We start from the raw sequence: 14214 nt of genomic DNA on the forward strand, positions 1-14214 counted from the left end.
GGACGTCACCCTAAGTGATGGTCACCGGCCGGCAATCGACCGGTGTGCACCCCTCCATGGAGAGGTCTTCCCCGACTCGGCAAAGGTCTTGTTCCAAGGGGTTCCCATCAGGGCGGATCCGACGTACAAAGGTGACACGGACCACTTGTCCGGGTGCGTCAGCAGGGCACCCACGCGCGACCAGCCGCGGGAGGCGCGTCGAGACGGGCTTGACCCGTCCGACGAACAGAGATGCGCGCTTGGTAACCCTGTGTGACGCACCGGCAGACGGCGTCTCATATCGGGACGCCGTCCGCTATGTGCGCAGTGACACCGGTCGCGCTCAGCCGCGCTGGAGCGCCTCGCAGATGGCGGTCGCTTCCCGCACCCCGAGGGTCACCGCGGAGGCACACTGCCGTACCCACTCCGCCACACCCTCGCCCGTGCCCGTCAGGTAGGCGCGCAGCCCGTCCGTGTACGGCAGCTCCAGGTGCCCCACCTCGACGGCCGCCAGCGACTTCGGGTCCAGCCCGTACTCCACCAGCGTGAGGCGTTCGGCCGCTCGGGCCACCACGCCGTCCGCGACACCGAACGGCCGCAGGACCGCGAGCTCGGCGTGCACCACGGCGGCCAGCACGAGCGCGGGCGCCTTCGTCGGCGTCCCCAGCAGCTCGAACAGGGCCTCCATCCGCGCGCCGGTCTCCTTGGCGCCCGGCGCGGGGCCCAGGACGAGGGGGTCGGGGACCTCCGCTTCCTGATCCGGGGAGTCCGTGCGCGGACGGCCGAGGTGCGCAGGGTCGGCCAGGCCGGCGGCGGCCGCCGTGTGGAGCCGGGCCAGGACCTGCCGCGGAGCCTTGCGCCAGGTGGGGCCGAGGCGGCCCATCTCGGCCGACGCGCGCAGCGCCCCCTGGACGACCGGGTCGTGCACCTCGTCGCGCCGGAGCGCGTCGAGCGGAACGTCCACGCCCTCGATGGCCGCCGACGCCCGCGCGCCGCGCAGCGACGACTCCGCGGAGACCGCCGGGCCGGCGCGTCGCAGGACACGGTGCCGGTACAGCAGGTCGACGGCCCGCCGAGCCTCCTCCACCGCCTCGGGGACGCCGGGGAGCCGCGCGATGACGGCCAGTGGGTCACTCACGGAACCCGACCTTACCCGTGAGTACTACTGGTCCGACCGGCCATCCGACCTGTTTCGAGGAGCCAGGGAAACGGCAGCGCGGAGTGACCGCCGGACCGGCGCGGCCCGGCCGGCCCACGGCATGGCGCCGGACCGTACGACCCCGCCCCGGGGCTCATAAAGCCCTGCCCGACGCCGCCATTTGGCCCGTTCCAGCTTTGCTCCATTTCGATGCGGCAACATTTCAATAGCTTTTGTCCGGCCAATCTGGATAAAAGGCCGGCCCGTCGGGCCATGAGGTACAGACCTGTCTAGACCTCTTGTGTGCGCCCCCTATGAGCTGGTGAAGTGGGACACGACCTAACAACCTGGCCATAGAAGGAGCACGAGGTGGCCCCGGAGACCCCTGGCACCGAGCCGCAGGCGCTGTCGAACCTCCTGCAGGAAAATCGCCGGTTCGCGCCCCCAGCCGAGCTCGCGGCCGCCGCGAACGTGACCGAGGCGGCCTACGGCGAGGCCGCCGCCGACCGTCTTGCCTTCTGGGAGGGTGCCGCCGGCAGGCTGGCCTGGGCCAAGCGCTGGGACACCACACTGGAGTGGAACCCGCCTTTCGCCAAGTGGTTCATCGGCGGTGAGCTGAACGTCGCCTACAACTGCGTGGACCGTCACGTCGAGGAGGGCCGCGGCGACAAGATCGCCTACTACTGGGAGGGCGAGCCCGAGGGCGACACCCGTGTCCTGACCTACGCCGACCTCCAGCGGGAGGTCTCCAAGGCGGCCAACGCGCTGCTGGAGCTGGGCGTGGGCAAGGGCGACCGGGTGGCCATCTACATGCCGATGATCCCCGAGCTGCCGATCGCGATGCTCGCGTGCGCGCGGATCGGGGCGATCCACTCGGTGGTGTTCGGCGGCTTCTCCGCCACCGCGCTGAAGAGCCGCATCGACGACGCCGACGCCAAGCTGGTCATCACCTCCGACGGCGGTTACCGCCGTGGCGCGCCGAGCGCGCTGAAGCCGACCGTGGACGAGGCCGTCGCCGAGTGCCCGCAGGTCGAGCACGTTCTGGTGGTACGGCGTACCGGGCAGGACGTCGCCGTCAACGAGCGCGACGTGTGGTGGCACGACGTGGTGGAGCGGCAGAGCGAGCAGCACACGCCGGAGGCGCACGACTCCGAGCACCCGCTCTACATCCTCTACACCAGCGGCACGACCGGGCGGCCGAAGGGCATCCTGCACACCACGGGCGGATATCTGACGCAGACGGCCTGGACGCACCAGGCGGTGTTCGACCTCAAGCCCGAGAGCGACATCTACTGGTGCACCGCCGACATCGGCTGGGTGACCGGCCACTCCTACATCGTGTACGGCCCGCTGGCCAACGGCGCCACGAGCGTGATCTACGAGGGCACTCCCGACACCCCGCACCGCGGCCGGTTCTGGGAGATCGTCCAGAAGTACAAGGTCACGCTGCTCTACACCGCGCCGACGGCCATCCGGACGTTCATGAAGTGGGGGGACGACATCCCCGCCAAGTTCGACATGTCCAGCCTGCGCATCCTCGGCTCCGTCGGTGAGCCGATCAACCCCGAGGCGTACGTCTGGTACCGCGAGCACATCGGCCACGAGCGTTGCCCCGTGGTCGACACCTGGTGGCAGACCGAGACCGGCGCCATCATGATCAGCCCGCTGCCCGGCGTGACCCACGGCAAGCCGGGAGCCGCCATGCGCCCGCTGCCGGGCATCGTCGCGGACGTGGTCGACGACCAGGGCAACAGCGTCCCGAACGGCGGCGGCGGGTTCCTCGTCGTCCGTGAGCCGTGGCCGGCGATGCTGCGCACGATCTGGGGCGACGACCAGCGCTACATCGACACGTACTGGAGCCGGTTCGAGGGCATGTACTTCCCCGGCGACGGCGCGAAGAAGGACGAGGACGGCGACCTGTGGCTGCTCGGCCGCGTCGACGACGTCATGCTCGTCTCCGGCCACAACATCTCCACCACCGAGGTGGAGAGCGCGCTGGTCAGTCACCCGAAGGTGGCCGAGGCCGCGGTGGTGGGCGCGACCGACCCGGTGACGGGGCAGGCCATCGTGTCGTTCGTGATCCTGCGGGGCGGCGCCGAGGAGGGCGACGACATCGCCGCCGACCTGCGCGCCCACGTGGCGAAGACGCTCGGCCCGATCGCGAAGCCGCGTCAGATCCTGGTCGTGCCGGAGCTGCCGAAGACCCGCTCCGGCAAGATCATGCGGCGGCTGCTGCGTGACGTGGCCGAGAACCGCAGCATCGGCGACGTCACCACCCTGGCCGACAGCACGGTGATGAACCTCATCTCCGAGAAGCTGCCCAGCGCCAAGGCCGAGGACTAGCCCAAAAGGCCGCACACGGCCACAAACATCCCGAAGGGCCGCTGATCCCGAAATTTCGTGCGATCGGCGGCCCTCGCCGTGTCCCGGCCTGCCCCCCCGGGACGAGCCCGGACCGCCCGCGGGAGAGCCCCGCCCAAGCCCCTCCCCGCCCGCGGCGTTATCTTCTCCGATTGGGTAAGAACCGTCACCAGCGGGTTCACCCGGCCGGCGGCACCGGCCGGGCGGCGCCACCGCCGGGCAGACAAAGGTATGCAAGCGGCGCTTCCCGTACGGACCCGCATGCGGCACGTATGGGTACGCAACCGGCGCAAAGCGCTGGATGATGTTTGACACGGCCACCAGGCCTCGATAGGAGACGTTCATGCCGCAGACTCCCGAGGAAGAATCCCTGGGCTCGCTGGTCGCCCAGGCGAGCAATCACATCTCGACCCTGGTCCGATCCGAGATCGAGCTGGCCAAGGCCGAGTTCAGGTTCGACGCCAAGCGGGTGGGCACGGCCGGTGGGCTGTTCGCCGCCGCCGCGTTCATGGCGCACCTGTGCCTGATCCTCGCCTCGTTCACGATCGCGTACGCGCTGTCCCACTGGCTGCCCGACTGGCTGTCCTTCCTCATCGTGACCGTCTTCTACCTGCTGGTCGCGGCGTTGCTGGTCTTCATCGGCATCCGCCGGCTCAAGGGGCTGGCCGGGATGAAGCGCACCGCCCGCTCGATCAAGGGCCTCAAGCAGATCGCCTCGCCGGAGGAGGAGGCGACCGCACCGGCGGTCGCGACGGGGCCGTCGGCGGGCCAGGTGGGGCTGCACCGGGAGCCGGTGAGCCGCGATGGCACCTGACGAGTCAGCCGTCCACATCGACGGTCCCTGGAAGCACCGGCAGGTCCACGCGGGCGGCACGCGCTTCCACGTCGTGGAGGCGGGCGAGGGGCCTCTGGTGCTGTTGCTGCACGGGTTCCCGCAGTTCTGGTGGACGTGGCGGCACCAGCTCCGGTCGCTGCCGGCGGCCGGCTACCGGGCGGTCGCGGTGGACCTGCGCGGCTACGGCGGCAGCGACAAGCCGCCGCGCGGCTACGACCTGCCGACGCTGGCGGCCGACGCGACGGGCCTGATCCGGGCGCTGGGCGAGACGGGCGCGATCGTGGTCGGCCACGACTGGGGCGGGCTGCTCGCGTGGACGATGGCCGTGCTCGACGCCAAGTCCGTGCGCCGCCTGGTGACCGTCTCCGCCCCCCATCCCGTACGGCTGCGCGGCGCCCTGCTCACCGACCCGCTCGGCCAGCTCCGGGCGAGCAGCCAGCGCCTCGGCTTCCAGCTGCCGTTCCTGCCGGAGCACCGGCTGACCCGCAACGGCGGGGCCATGGTCGGGCGGCTGCTCGACGAGTGGTCCCGGCCGGGCTGGCCCGACGCCGAGACGGCCCGTGTCTACCGCGAGGCGTTCGGCATCCCGACCGTCGCCCACTGCGCGCTGGAGTATCACCGGTGGTTCGGCCGCTCCCAGCTGCGCCCCGACGGGCGGCGCTACGCCCGGGTGATGCGCACCGAGATCGAGGCGCCCACCCTGCAGATCCACGGCGCGCTCGACACGTGCCTCCTCCCTCGCACCGCCCAGGGATCGAGCCGCTACGTGGCCGCCCCCTACCGGTGGAGGCTGCTCGAAGGCGCCGGCCACTTCCCGCACGAGGAAACCCCCGACCTGTTCGACACCGAGCTGACCGGCTGGCTGTCGGATCCGGAGCCCGACCGATGAGAGATCGCGATCCCGAGGGCAGGCCGCGCAACGCCCGGCCGCGCGACGCCTACGGCAGGCCGCTGCCGCACGGCTCGTCCGGCGGCATGCCGCGCGTGCCCGACGACTACGCCCCCACGACCGAGCAGGCGCTGGCCGACGGCCGCCGCTTCCTGCGCGAGGGCCTGCCGTTCAACGCCCACGAGGTGTTCGAGGGCCGCTGGAAGTGCGCCCCCGAGGAGGAGCGGGAGCTGTGGCAGGGGCTGGCGCAGATCTGCGTGGGCCTGACGCACCTCCAGCGCGGCAACGGCCGCGGCGCCCTGACGCTGTTCGAGCGGGGCGCGGCCCGGGTGCAGTCGTACGGCGAGCCGTACGACGCGGTGGGCCGCGGCGCCTCCGCCCTGAGCCCTGACAGCGACCCCGAGCAGGCGATCAGGCTCATCCTGGGCGAGCTGCCCGCGGCGCACTGACGCCTCAGTCGCACTCCTGGGTGCCGGCGGGCGAGGTGTCGTTGCGGCCCTGGTCGGCGTCGGGCCGGACCTCGCCGGCGGTCAGCACGTAGCCGGTGTCCTCCTGGCTGACCGCGGCGGCGAAGATCACGCCGTACACCTTGCCGTCGACCGTGAGCAGCGGCCCGCCAGAGTTGCCCGGCAGCACCTTGCCGCGGATCGCGTAGACCTGCCGGTTGACGTTGCTGGCACGGTAGATGTCGGGCCCCTCGGCTTCGAGGCGGCTGCGGATGCGGGCCGGCTCGGCGGTGAAGCCCTGCCCCTTGGGGAACCCGGCGATGATGGCGTTGTCGCCCTTGTCGGCCTCGCCCTCGAAGGTGAGCTGCGGCAGGCCGAGGCCGGGCACGTACAGGATGGCGATGTCGCGCTTCGGGTTGTAGCGCACCACGGTCGCGTCGTGGCGCTGGTTGGCGGAGTCGATGACGGTCAGGTCCCGCGTCACGCCGGCCACGACGTGCGCGTTGGTCATGATCCGGTCCCTGGCGTAGACGAAGCCGGTGCCCTCGATGTGCTTGTTGCAGCTCTCGGCGTTGCCCTGCACCTTGACGATGGCCCGCTGCGCCCGGGCGAGCCCGGCGCCCTTGAGGATGCTGCGCGGCGCGGGCGGCACGTCGATGATCTGGCCGGCGCCGATCGCGTCGAAGACGGGCGGGAACTCCGAGCGGTCGATGAACTTCTTGAACGGCTGCTGCCAGTTGCGCGCGGCCTGCGGGATGGCCTCGTCCACGGTGCTCAGCAGCATCGACTGCTTGACCTGCTCGACCAGCAGCGGGAACGACGTGGAGACGACCAGCGACCCGATCAGCCAGGCGATCACCAGCACCGACAGGGCGCTGGCGAACGTGCCGCCGACCGCGTCGGCCACCTTGGCGGGCTCCCAGGTGACGTGGCTGCGCACGACGGCGCCGATCGTGGAGGAGGCGAACTGGCCGATCGTCGCGGACAGGAACACGATCACGATCGCGAGCAGCGCCTGCGGGGTGTCGCCGTCGACCACGGCCTTGGAGACGGGAGGCGCGATGAAGACCCCGAGCACGGCCCCGCCGATGAACCCCACGAAGCTCATGACGCCGATGATGAACCCCTGCCGGTAACCCGACACGCCAAAGGCGATCACAAGGCCGATCAGGATGAGGTCGAGCAGATCACCGCGCACGCTTCAAAGGTAACCAGCGACAGGGTCAAGTGTGCACGTCTTGCCGGAGCGCAGCGTCCCGTCCTGACTACCTTGAGCGCTATGCCGCCGCTGGACGGGAGTGTCCGCAGCCTGGTCGAGACGGCTCTCCGTGACGCCGATCCCGACGGGCCGCTGCGCTGGCACGTGATCTCCGAGCTGTGGCAGCGGAGCGACCTGGAGTCGTTCGTCGAGGCCAGGCGGCTGTGCGAGTCCGGCACGCTGAAGGAGCGCCTGCTGGGCGTCGACGTCATGGGCATGCTGCGGCCGTTCGTGGACCGGGCCCTGCCGGTGCTGCGCCGCCTGGCGGCCGGCGAGGACGACCCGATGCTGCTCTACTCGGTGCTCATCGCCTTCGGCCACCTCGCCGACCCGCGCTCGCTGCCGTCGGTGATCGACCTCGCCGCTCACCCCGACGCCAGGGTGCGGTACGGCGCGGCGTACGCGCTCCAGCACGTCCTGGGCGAGCCGCCGGACCAGGCGGGGCTGGACGCGCTGCGGATGCTCGCGGCGGACGGCGACGCCGACGTGGCGGCCTGGGCCGCGCTGGGCCTGGCCCTCGCGAGCGGCGACGAGCCGTAACCACCCGGACGAACTCGGAAGAACCCGGACGAGTCAGCCGCGCGCGAGGACGTCCGGGGGCATGGGCTCCACCCGGTCGCGGTCCCACGGCCGCTCCAGTCCGGCCTCGCGCAGCACCACGTCCAGCACCATCGCGGTGAACCCCCACACCAGCATCCCCCGCACCCGGAACGCCGGCCCGGCGAACCCGCTCGGATGCCGCAGCGTGAACCGGTTGTCCGCGTCGACCAGCTCGGCGATCGGCACCCGCTCCACGGAGTCAACCTCGTCGGGCGAGGCCGCGTGGACGGCCGAGGGCTCGTGCCACCAGCCGACGACGGGGGTGACGCGGTTGTCGCTGCGCCACACGTACAGCTCGGGCATGGAGCACAGCACGGTGACGCCGGCGGGTTCGAGGCCGGTCTCCTCGGCGGCCTCGCGCAGGGCCGCCCGGACCGGCCCGCCGTCGTCGGGGTCGACGCCGCCGCCGGGGAAGGCGGGCTGGCCCGCGTGCCTGCGGCCACGCGTGCTGCGCTGGATGAGCAGCACGTCGGGGCCGAGCGGGCCCTCGCCGAAGAGCAGCAGCACCGCGGCACGACGACCGCCCCGCTCAGGCGGGCGCAGCCCTTCGGGCACGGGAATCCGTACGGCCTGCGCGGCCAGTCTGTCGAGCCAGTCGGGGACCACGATCACGCCATCTCCAACACGCCGGCCGCCGCGGGGCTTCCCGGCGGGGGAGCCGGTCACGAGAAGGGGCCGGGACGGACGAGCTTGGCGGCCTGTCCGGCGTCGGTCGGGCCGGTGCCGTACGACGGGCAGAGCGTGGCGAGCGGGCACACGCCGCAGGCGGGCCGGCGGGCATGGCAGATGCGGCGCCCGTGCCAGATCAGCCGGTGGGAGAACACCGTCCACTCCCGCTTGGGGATCAGCTCCCCCACGAAGTGCTCGATCTTGACCGGGTCGGTCTCGTCGGTCCACCCGAAGCGGCGCACGAGCCGCTGGAAGTGGGTGTCCACGGTCAGCCCCGGGACCCCGAACGCGTTGCCGAGCACCACGTTGGCGGTCTTGCGGCCGACGCCGGGCAGCGTGACGAGGTCCTTGAGCTTGCCGGGAACCTCGCCGCCGTAACGCTCGGACACGGTGCGGGCCATGCCGATGATGCTGTTGGTCTTGGCCCGGAAGAACCCGGTCGAGCGGATGATCTCCTCCATCTCGGACGGGTCCGCTGCGGCGTAGTCCTCCACAGTGGGATACTTCGCAAAGAGGATAGGAGTCACCATGTTCACCCGTTTGTCCGTGCACTGAGCGGACAGGATCGTCGCTACCAGCAGCTCGAGCGGGGTACCGAAGTCGAGCTCGCAGTGTGCGTCGGGATAGGTTTCCGCAAGGACGCGATTCATCCTGCGGGCGCGACGGACAAGGGCGAGCCTTGACTCTTGGGGCATTCCCCTAGCCTATGTGCGGCGCCTTCAGTGGGGTGCGTCACAATGGCAGCAGAGGAGGCAGAGTGAACACCGAAGATGTGCTGGGCAAGGCCCCCCTGTTCGCCGCGCTCGACCGCGAGAGCGCAGCGGCGCTGCGGACGAGCATCACCGAGGTCCAGCTGTCGAAGGGACAGACGCTCTTCCACGAGGGCGAGACGGGTGACCGGCTCTACGTCGTGCTCGAAGGCAAGATCAAGCTCTCGCGCCAGTCCCCGGACGGCCGCGAGAACCTGCTGAGCGTGCTCGGCCCCAGCGAGATGTTCGGGGAGCTGTCGCTGTTCGACCCCCGCCCGCGGACGGCCAGCGCCACCGCCCTGACCGACGTGCGGCTGGCCGGGCTCGGCCACGACGACCTGCGGCCCTGGCTGACCGGCCGGCCGGAGGTGGCGCTCCACCTGCTGCGCGCCCTCGCCCAGCGGCTGCGCCGTACCAACGACGTGCTGGCCGACCTGGTGTTCACCGATGTGCCCGGCCGGGTGGCCAAGCAGCTGCTCGACCTCGCCGAGCGGTTCGGCACCAAGGCCGAGGACGGCCTGCGCGTCCACCACGACCTCACCCAGGAGGAGCTGGCCCAGCTCGTCGGCGCCTCCCGCGAGACCGTCAACAAGGCCCTGGCCGACTTCGCGCAGCGCGGCTGGCTGCGCATCGAGGCCAAGGCCGTGGTCATCCTCGACATGGACCGGCTCTACAACCGCTCCAGGTAGTCGAGCTGGGCCCGTACCGACATCTCGGCGGCGGGCCAGAGCGACCGGTCCACGTCCGCGTACACGATCGTGACGATGTCGCGCGGCGTGCGCGCGCCCTGCGCCATCGCCGCCCTGATCTGGTCGAGCCGCTGCCGCCGGTGCGCGAGGTAGCCGTCGAGCGCCGCGATCGGGTCGGGCAGCACCGGGCCGTGGCCGGGCAGCAGCGCTTGTGCCTCCAGGCGCTCGGCGGCCGCCCTGAGCCGGTCGAGGCTGCGCAGGTAGTCGGCCAGGCCGCCGTCCTGGGCGATGACGGTGGTGCCCCTTCCGAGCACGGTGTCGCCGGTCAGCATCGCCCGGTCGGCCGGCAGCCAGAAGCAGAGCGAGTCGAACGAGTGCCCCGGCGTGCCGTACACGTGGAGCTCCACGCCCCCCGCGCTCACCACGTCGCCGTCGGCCAGCCCCTCGCCGCCCAGCCGGTGCCGCGGGTCCAGGGCCCGTACGGGGGCGCCCACCATGGCGCTGAAGCTCCTGGCGCCGCCGCTGTGGTCGACGTGGCCGTGGGTGAGCAGGATCTCGCTGACCCGGCGCTCCCCCAGGCTCTCCCGCACCCGGCTCAGGTGGCCTTCGTCGTCCGGGCCCGGGTCCACGACGATCACCTCGTCGGGGCCGCCGACGACCCACGTGTTGGTGCCGTCGAGGGTCATGGCCGACGGGTTGGGCGCGAGCAGGTTCTGGGCGTGCTCGGTGCGGGAGCCGTCGGGCGTGCCGATCGGGATGCGCAGGCCGCTCACGCGATCACCAGCCGCAGGCCGCTCACGCGACCACCAGCCGCAGCTCGCCGCCGACGTCCACGACCCGCGGCATGATCGTGACGATCTCGCGCGGGGCGGCCAGCACGGCGTCGACGCCGTCGTGGGCGGCCAGCTCGCTCAGCGTGCGGTACGTGGGCGGCATGAGGAAGATCGCCCCGCTGCGGGCCAGGTCGAGGGCCTCGTCCGGGCGCCGCCACGTGGCGTGGTCCGCCTCGCCGCCCACGTCGCGCGCGTGCTGCCCCTCGGGGAGCACGGCGACGAAGAACCGGGTGTCGAAGCGCCGCGGCTCGATCTCCGGGGTGATCCAGTGCGCCCACGGCTTGAGCAGGTCGGACCGGAGCACCAGGCCGCGCCGGGCCAGGAAATCGGCGAAGGCCAGACTCCGGTCCACGAGCGCGAGCCGGTCGGCCTCCCAGTCGTCGCCGGTGGTGTCGGCGACCACGGAGCCCTCGTCGGGCCCGGCCAGCAGCACCCCGCACTCCTCGAACGTCTCCCGTACGGCCGCGCACACCAGCCCCCGCGCGACCGCCTCGTCGGCGCCGAGCAGCCGCCCCCACTCCGCGGTGGACGGCCCGGCCCAGGCGACGGCCTGGTCGGTGTCGCGCGGGTCGACGGTGCCGCCGGGGAAGACGTGCGCGCCCGCCGCGAAGGCCATCGTGGACTTCCGCCGCAGCAGGTAGACCTCGGTGCCCTCCCGTCCCTCGCGCAGGACGACCACGGTGGCGGAGTCGCGCGCCGGCGCGGGGGCGACGCGACCCGACAGGACGTCCCTGGCACGGGCGGCGAGGTCGCTCGGAAGCGGAAGACCAGTCACATGACCTCCTTCAGAACATCACTCGGTCATCGTGACATATCCGTATTCGGGAGGTCTGTGGCGATCCACGGGTGTCAGGAGACCTCGGCGATCAGCTCCACCTCGACCGGCGCGTCCAGCGGCAGCGACGCCACACCCACAGCGCTGCGCGCGTGCCTGCCCGCGTCGCCGAGCACCTCGGCCAGCAGCTCGCTCGCGCCGTTGGCCACCTGCGGCTGCTCGGTGAACCCCGGGTCACTGGCCACGAACACGACCGCCTTCACGACGCGGACGACCGACGCCAGCTCGCCCACCTCGGACTTCAGCGCGGCCAGCGCGTTGAGCGCGCAGATCCGGGCCATCTCCCGGCCCTCGTCCACGGTCAGCTCCGCACCCAGCTTGCCGGTGCGCGCCAGCTTGCCCTCGACCATGGGCACCTGACCCGAGGTGTAGACGAGGTCACCGGTGCGCACGGCCGGCACGTACGCGGCCAGCGGCGGCACCACCTCGGGCAACGTCAGCCCGAGATCGACGATCTTCTGCTCCGGGGTCACTGCTTCTCCCTCTTGAAGTAGGCGACGAGCTGCTCCGGCGAGGCACCCTGCACGATCTGGACCAGCTCCCAGCCGTCGGCGCCGAAGTTGTCCAGGATCATCTTGGTGTTGTGGATCAGCACCGGCGCGGTGAGGTACTCCCATTTCTTCATGGGGGTCAGCGTAAGCGCTGAGAACCGCAGCTTGTGGTGCACCGCTGAACGCGGCGCACCGCAGTGTGAGCAATCTCAAACGGTGGTCGTGGGCTGGCCGCAAGTGACCGTTCGGTAGCCTCGAATCGTGGAGTCTCGGGACACCGATTGGGACGGCGTGCGGCTGCACGTCGTCACCGGCAAGGGCGGCACCGGCAAGACCACGGTCGCCGCGGCCCTCGCTCTCGCCCTCGCCTCCGGTGGCCGTAAGGTGCTGCTGGTCGAGGTCGAGGGCCGTCAGGGCATCGCGCAGATCTTCGATCTGCCGCCCCTGCCGTACGAGGAGCGCAAGATCGCCGTCGCCCCCTCGGGGGGCGACGTCTACGCGCTGTCCGTCGACCCCGAGGAGGCCATGCTCGAATACATGGAGATGTTCTACGGGATGCGCCGGGCCGGCCGGGCGCTGACCAAGATGGGCGTCGTCGACTTCGCCACCACCGTCGCCCCCGGCTTCCGCGACGTGCTCGTCACGGGCAAGACCACCGAGGCCGTGCGCAGGCGCGGGAAGAACGGCAAGCGGGTGTACGACGCGGTCGTGCTGGACGCCCCGCCGACGGGCCGCATCACCCGCTTCCTGAACGTCACCCAGGAGGTGGCGGGCCTGGCCAAGGTCGGGCCGATCAAGAACCACTCCGACCTGGTCAGCGGTGTCGTGAAGTCCCCGGAGACGGCGGTCCACTTCGTCACCCTGCTGGAGGAGATGCCCGTGCAGGAGACGCTCGACGGCGTCGCCGAGCTGCGGGAGGCCGGCCTGCCCGCCGGGGGCGTCTTCATCAACATGGTGCAGGAGTCCCAGCTCCCCCGGACCGCCCTTGACAAGGCTGTCAAGGGCAGGTTCGACGTCGCCGAGCTGGCGCTGGGCCTCAAGGCGGCCGGGCTGGCCGACGGGACCGACGCCGCGTCCGTGGCCGAGGCCCTGGCCGACGAGGTCGTCGAGTACGCCCGCCGCGCCGCGCTCGAACACGACGAGCGCGCGTCGCTGGCCGAGGTGGCGCTGCCGAGCTACGACCTGCCGCTGCTCGCCGACGGCGTCGACCTGGCCGGCCTGTACGAGCTGGCCGAGAGCATCCGCACCCAGGGAGCAGCGTGAAGGACGTGAAGAGGGGCCCGGCGAAGCCCGCCCCCCTCGACATCGACGCGATCATCGACGATCCCGGCACCCGGATCATCGTCTGCTGCGGCGCCGGCGGCGTGGGCAAGACCACCACGGCCGCCGCTCTAGGGCTGCGCGCCGCCGAGCGCGGCCGGTGCGCGGTCGTGCTCACGGTCGACCCGGCCAGGCGGCTCGCCCAGTCGATGGGGCTCACCGAGCTGGACAACACGCCCCGGCTGGTCAGCTCGCCCGAGGGCGGCGGCCAGCTCTACGCCATGATGCTCGACATGAAGCGGACGTTCGACGAGATCATCGAGGCGCACGCCGACCCGGAGCGCGCCCGGCAGATCCTGTCCAACCCCTTCTACCAGTCGCTGTCGTCCAGCTTCTCCGGCACGCAGGAGTACATGGCGATGGAGAAGCTCGGTCAGCTCCGCCGCTCCGACGAGTGGGACCTGATCATCGTGGACACGCCGCCGTCCCGCTCCGCGCTCGACTTCCTGGACGCGCCCGAACGGCTCGGCAGGTTCCTCGACGGCAGGTTCATCCGGCTGCTGACCGCACCGGCCAAGGCCGGCGGGCGCAGCGCGTTCAAGCTGCTCAACGCCGGGTTCGGGCTGGTGGCCGGGGCCATGACCAAGCTGCTCGGCGCGCAGGTGCTCAAGGACCTGCAGACGTTCGTCTCGGCGCTCGACGCCGTCTTCGGCGGCTTCCGGCAGCGCGCCGAGCTGACGTACAAGCTGCTGCAGGCGCCCGGCACCGCGTTCCTGGTGGTGGCGACGCCCGAGCGGGACGCGATGCGCGAGGCGTCGTACTTCGTGGAGCGGCTCGCCGAGGAGCGCATGCCCCTCGCCGGCCTGGTGGTGAACCGGGTCCACGACACGCCCGAGAACGGCCTGTCAGCGGCCCGCAGCGCCGCCGCGGCCGAGGACCTGGATTCGCGTGGCGAGCACGAGCTGACCGCCGCCGTACTGCGGCTGCACACCGGCAGGATGCAACTCGTGGCCCGCGAGCACCGGGAGCGGGAGCACTTCGTCTCCGCGCATCCCACGGTGCCGGTCGTCCAGGTCCGCGCCATGTCCGAGGACGTCCACGATCTCACGGGTCTGCGCCAGATCGGAGAGCTCCTGGCGAGCGCATGAGTACGGCCGGCGTGGTACGCCGGCCGTACTCCGG

The 14214-nt window shown here is 71.6% G+C and carries 16 protein-coding genes; 8 read left to right on the plus strand and 8 right to left on the minus strand.

Annotated features, from left to right (window positions below; genetic code table 11):
* Positions 1-322: 322 nt before the first annotated feature.
* A complete protein-coding gene (locus ABZS51_RS00355) occupies positions 323-1117 on the minus strand; it encodes an oxidoreductase (RefSeq protein WP_355434174.1) in 795 nt (264 codons plus the stop codon).
* A 369-nt stretch (positions 1118-1486) separates the two neighbouring features.
* Here ABZS51_RS00355 and acs point away from each other — a divergent pair, with 369 nt between their 5' ends.
* From acs to ABZS51_RS00375, 4 genes are all read left to right on the plus strand, one after another.
* Positions 1487-3460 carry an acetate--CoA ligase gene (gene acs, locus ABZS51_RS00360; RefSeq protein WP_355434177.1) on the plus strand — a complete coding sequence of 658 codons (1974 nt, stop codon included), beginning with the start codon at positions 1487-1489 and terminating at the stop codon, positions 3458-3460.
* A 361-nt stretch (positions 3461-3821) separates the two neighbouring features.
* The gene (locus tag ABZS51_RS00365; RefSeq protein ID WP_355434180.1) at positions 3822-4292 is read left to right on the plus strand and encodes a phage holin family protein; all 471 of its coding nucleotides are present in this window, start codon (positions 3822-3824) and stop codon (positions 4290-4292) included.
* Positions 4282-5202, plus strand: a complete 921-nt coding sequence (locus ABZS51_RS00370) for an alpha/beta hydrolase (protein WP_355434183.1) — start codon at positions 4282-4284, stop codon at positions 5200-5202. The genes ABZS51_RS00365 and ABZS51_RS00370 overlap by 11 nt, the downstream gene beginning before the upstream one ends.
* Positions 5199-5651, plus strand: a complete 453-nt coding sequence (locus ABZS51_RS00375) for a DUF309 domain-containing protein (protein WP_310707331.1) — start codon at positions 5199-5201, stop codon at positions 5649-5651. The genes ABZS51_RS00370 and ABZS51_RS00375 overlap by 4 nt, the downstream gene beginning before the upstream one ends.
* A 4-nt stretch (positions 5652-5655) precedes the next feature.
* On the opposite strand, the gene ABZS51_RS00380 is transcribed toward ABZS51_RS00375, so the two are convergent.
* Positions 5656-6846: a MarP family serine protease gene (locus ABZS51_RS00380; RefSeq protein WP_355434186.1), complete on the minus strand. Its 1191-nt coding sequence runs from the start codon at positions 6844-6846 to the stop codon at positions 5656-5658.
* An 81-nt stretch (positions 6847-6927) separates the two neighbouring features.
* Between ABZS51_RS00380 and ABZS51_RS00385 the strand changes: the two genes are divergently transcribed.
* Positions 6928-7446: a HEAT repeat domain-containing protein gene (locus tag ABZS51_RS00385; RefSeq protein WP_355434188.1), complete on the plus strand. Its 519-nt coding sequence runs from the start codon at positions 6928-6930 to the stop codon at positions 7444-7446.
* 33 nt (positions 7447-7479) lie between these two features.
* On the opposite strand, the gene ABZS51_RS00390 is transcribed toward ABZS51_RS00385, so the two are convergent.
* Together ABZS51_RS00390 and nth are read right to left on the minus strand one after the other, a co-directional pair.
* On the minus strand, positions 7480-8118 hold the full coding sequence (locus ABZS51_RS00390; RefSeq protein ID WP_310707334.1) for a CoA pyrophosphatase: 639 nt from the start codon (positions 8116-8118) through the stop codon (positions 7480-7482).
* Positions 8119-8168: 50 nt separating this feature from the next.
* Positions 8169-8870 (minus strand): endonuclease III, encoded by a 702-nt coding sequence (gene nth / locus ABZS51_RS00395; RefSeq protein WP_310707335.1) that lies wholly within the window; start codon positions 8868-8870, stop codon positions 8169-8171.
* A gap of 11 nt (positions 8871-8881) precedes the next feature.
* Between nth and ABZS51_RS00400 the strand changes: the two genes are divergently transcribed.
* The gene (locus ABZS51_RS00400) at positions 8882-9613 is read left to right on the plus strand and encodes a Crp/Fnr family transcriptional regulator (protein WP_310707336.1); all 732 of its coding nucleotides are present in this window, start codon (positions 8882-8884) and stop codon (positions 9611-9613) included.
* Here the strand turns inward: ABZS51_RS00400 and ABZS51_RS00405 are convergent.
* The 4 genes from ABZS51_RS00405 to ABZS51_RS00420 form a co-directional block, all read right to left on the minus strand.
* On the minus strand, positions 9595-10386 hold the full coding sequence (locus ABZS51_RS00405) for an MBL fold metallo-hydrolase (protein WP_355434192.1): 792 nt from the start codon (positions 10384-10386) through the stop codon (positions 9595-9597). The two genes, ABZS51_RS00400 and ABZS51_RS00405, sit on opposite strands and share 19 nt — an antisense overlap.
* Before the next feature lie 22 nt (positions 10387-10408).
* A complete protein-coding gene (locus ABZS51_RS00410; protein WP_355434196.1) occupies positions 10409-11221 on the minus strand; it encodes an NUDIX hydrolase in 813 nt (270 codons plus the stop codon).
* Positions 11222-11295: 74 nt separating this feature from the next.
* Positions 11296-11754: a RidA family protein gene (locus tag ABZS51_RS00415; RefSeq protein ID WP_310707339.1), complete on the minus strand. Its 459-nt coding sequence runs from the start codon at positions 11752-11754 to the stop codon at positions 11296-11298.
* Positions 11751-11906 (minus strand): DUF4177 domain-containing protein, encoded by a 156-nt coding sequence (locus tag ABZS51_RS00420; protein WP_217708645.1) that lies wholly within the window; start codon positions 11904-11906, stop codon positions 11751-11753. The genes ABZS51_RS00415 and ABZS51_RS00420 overlap by 4 nt, the downstream gene beginning before the upstream one ends.
* A 127-nt stretch (positions 11907-12033) precedes the next feature.
* Between ABZS51_RS00420 and ABZS51_RS00425 the strand changes: the two genes are divergently transcribed.
* Both ABZS51_RS00425 and ABZS51_RS00430 read left to right on the plus strand, forming a co-directional pair.
* The gene (locus tag ABZS51_RS00425; protein WP_355434199.1) at positions 12034-13035 is read left to right on the plus strand and encodes an ArsA-related P-loop ATPase; all 1002 of its coding nucleotides are present in this window, start codon (positions 12034-12036) and stop codon (positions 13033-13035) included.
* The gene (locus ABZS51_RS00430; RefSeq protein WP_355434201.1) at positions 13032-14180 is read left to right on the plus strand and encodes an ArsA family ATPase; all 1149 of its coding nucleotides are present in this window, start codon (positions 13032-13034) and stop codon (positions 14178-14180) included. Before ABZS51_RS00425 ends, ABZS51_RS00430 begins: the two co-directional genes overlap by 4 nt.
* Positions 14181-14214 lie beyond the last annotated feature (34 nt).

Source organism: Nonomuraea sp. NPDC005501, from assembly GCF_040605905.1.
Classification (GTDB): Bacteria; Actinomycetota; Actinomycetes; order Streptosporangiales; family Streptosporangiaceae; genus Nonomuraea.

Bases quoted from the DNA above. Each gene is read 5' to 3' on its own strand.
- ABZS51_RS00365 (WP_355434180.1), top strand. From the start codon at position 3,822: ATGCCGCAGACTCCCGAGGAAGAATCCCTGGGCTCGCTGGTCGCCCAG.
- ABZS51_RS00370 (WP_355434183.1), top strand. From the start codon at position 4,282: ATGGCACCTGACGAGTCAGCCGTCCACATCGACGGTCCCTGGAAGCAC.
- ABZS51_RS00375 (WP_310707331.1), top strand. From the start codon at position 5,199: ATGAGAGATCGCGATCCCGAGGGCAGGCCGCGCAACGCCCGGCCGCGC.
- ABZS51_RS00385 (WP_355434188.1), top strand. From the start codon at position 6,928: ATGCCGCCGCTGGACGGGAGTGTCCGCAGCCTGGTCGAGACGGCTCTC.
- nth (WP_310707335.1), bottom strand. From the start codon at position 8,870: ATGCCCCAAGAGTCAAGGCTCGCCCTTGTCCGTCGCGCCCGCAGGATG.
- ABZS51_RS00400 (WP_310707336.1), top strand. From the start codon at position 8,882: ATGTGCGGCGCCTTCAGTGGGGTGCGTCACAATGGCAGCAGAGGAGGC.
- ABZS51_RS00420 (WP_217708645.1), bottom strand. From the start codon at position 11,906: ATGAAGAAATGGGAGTACCTCACCGCGCCGGTGCTGATCCACAACACC.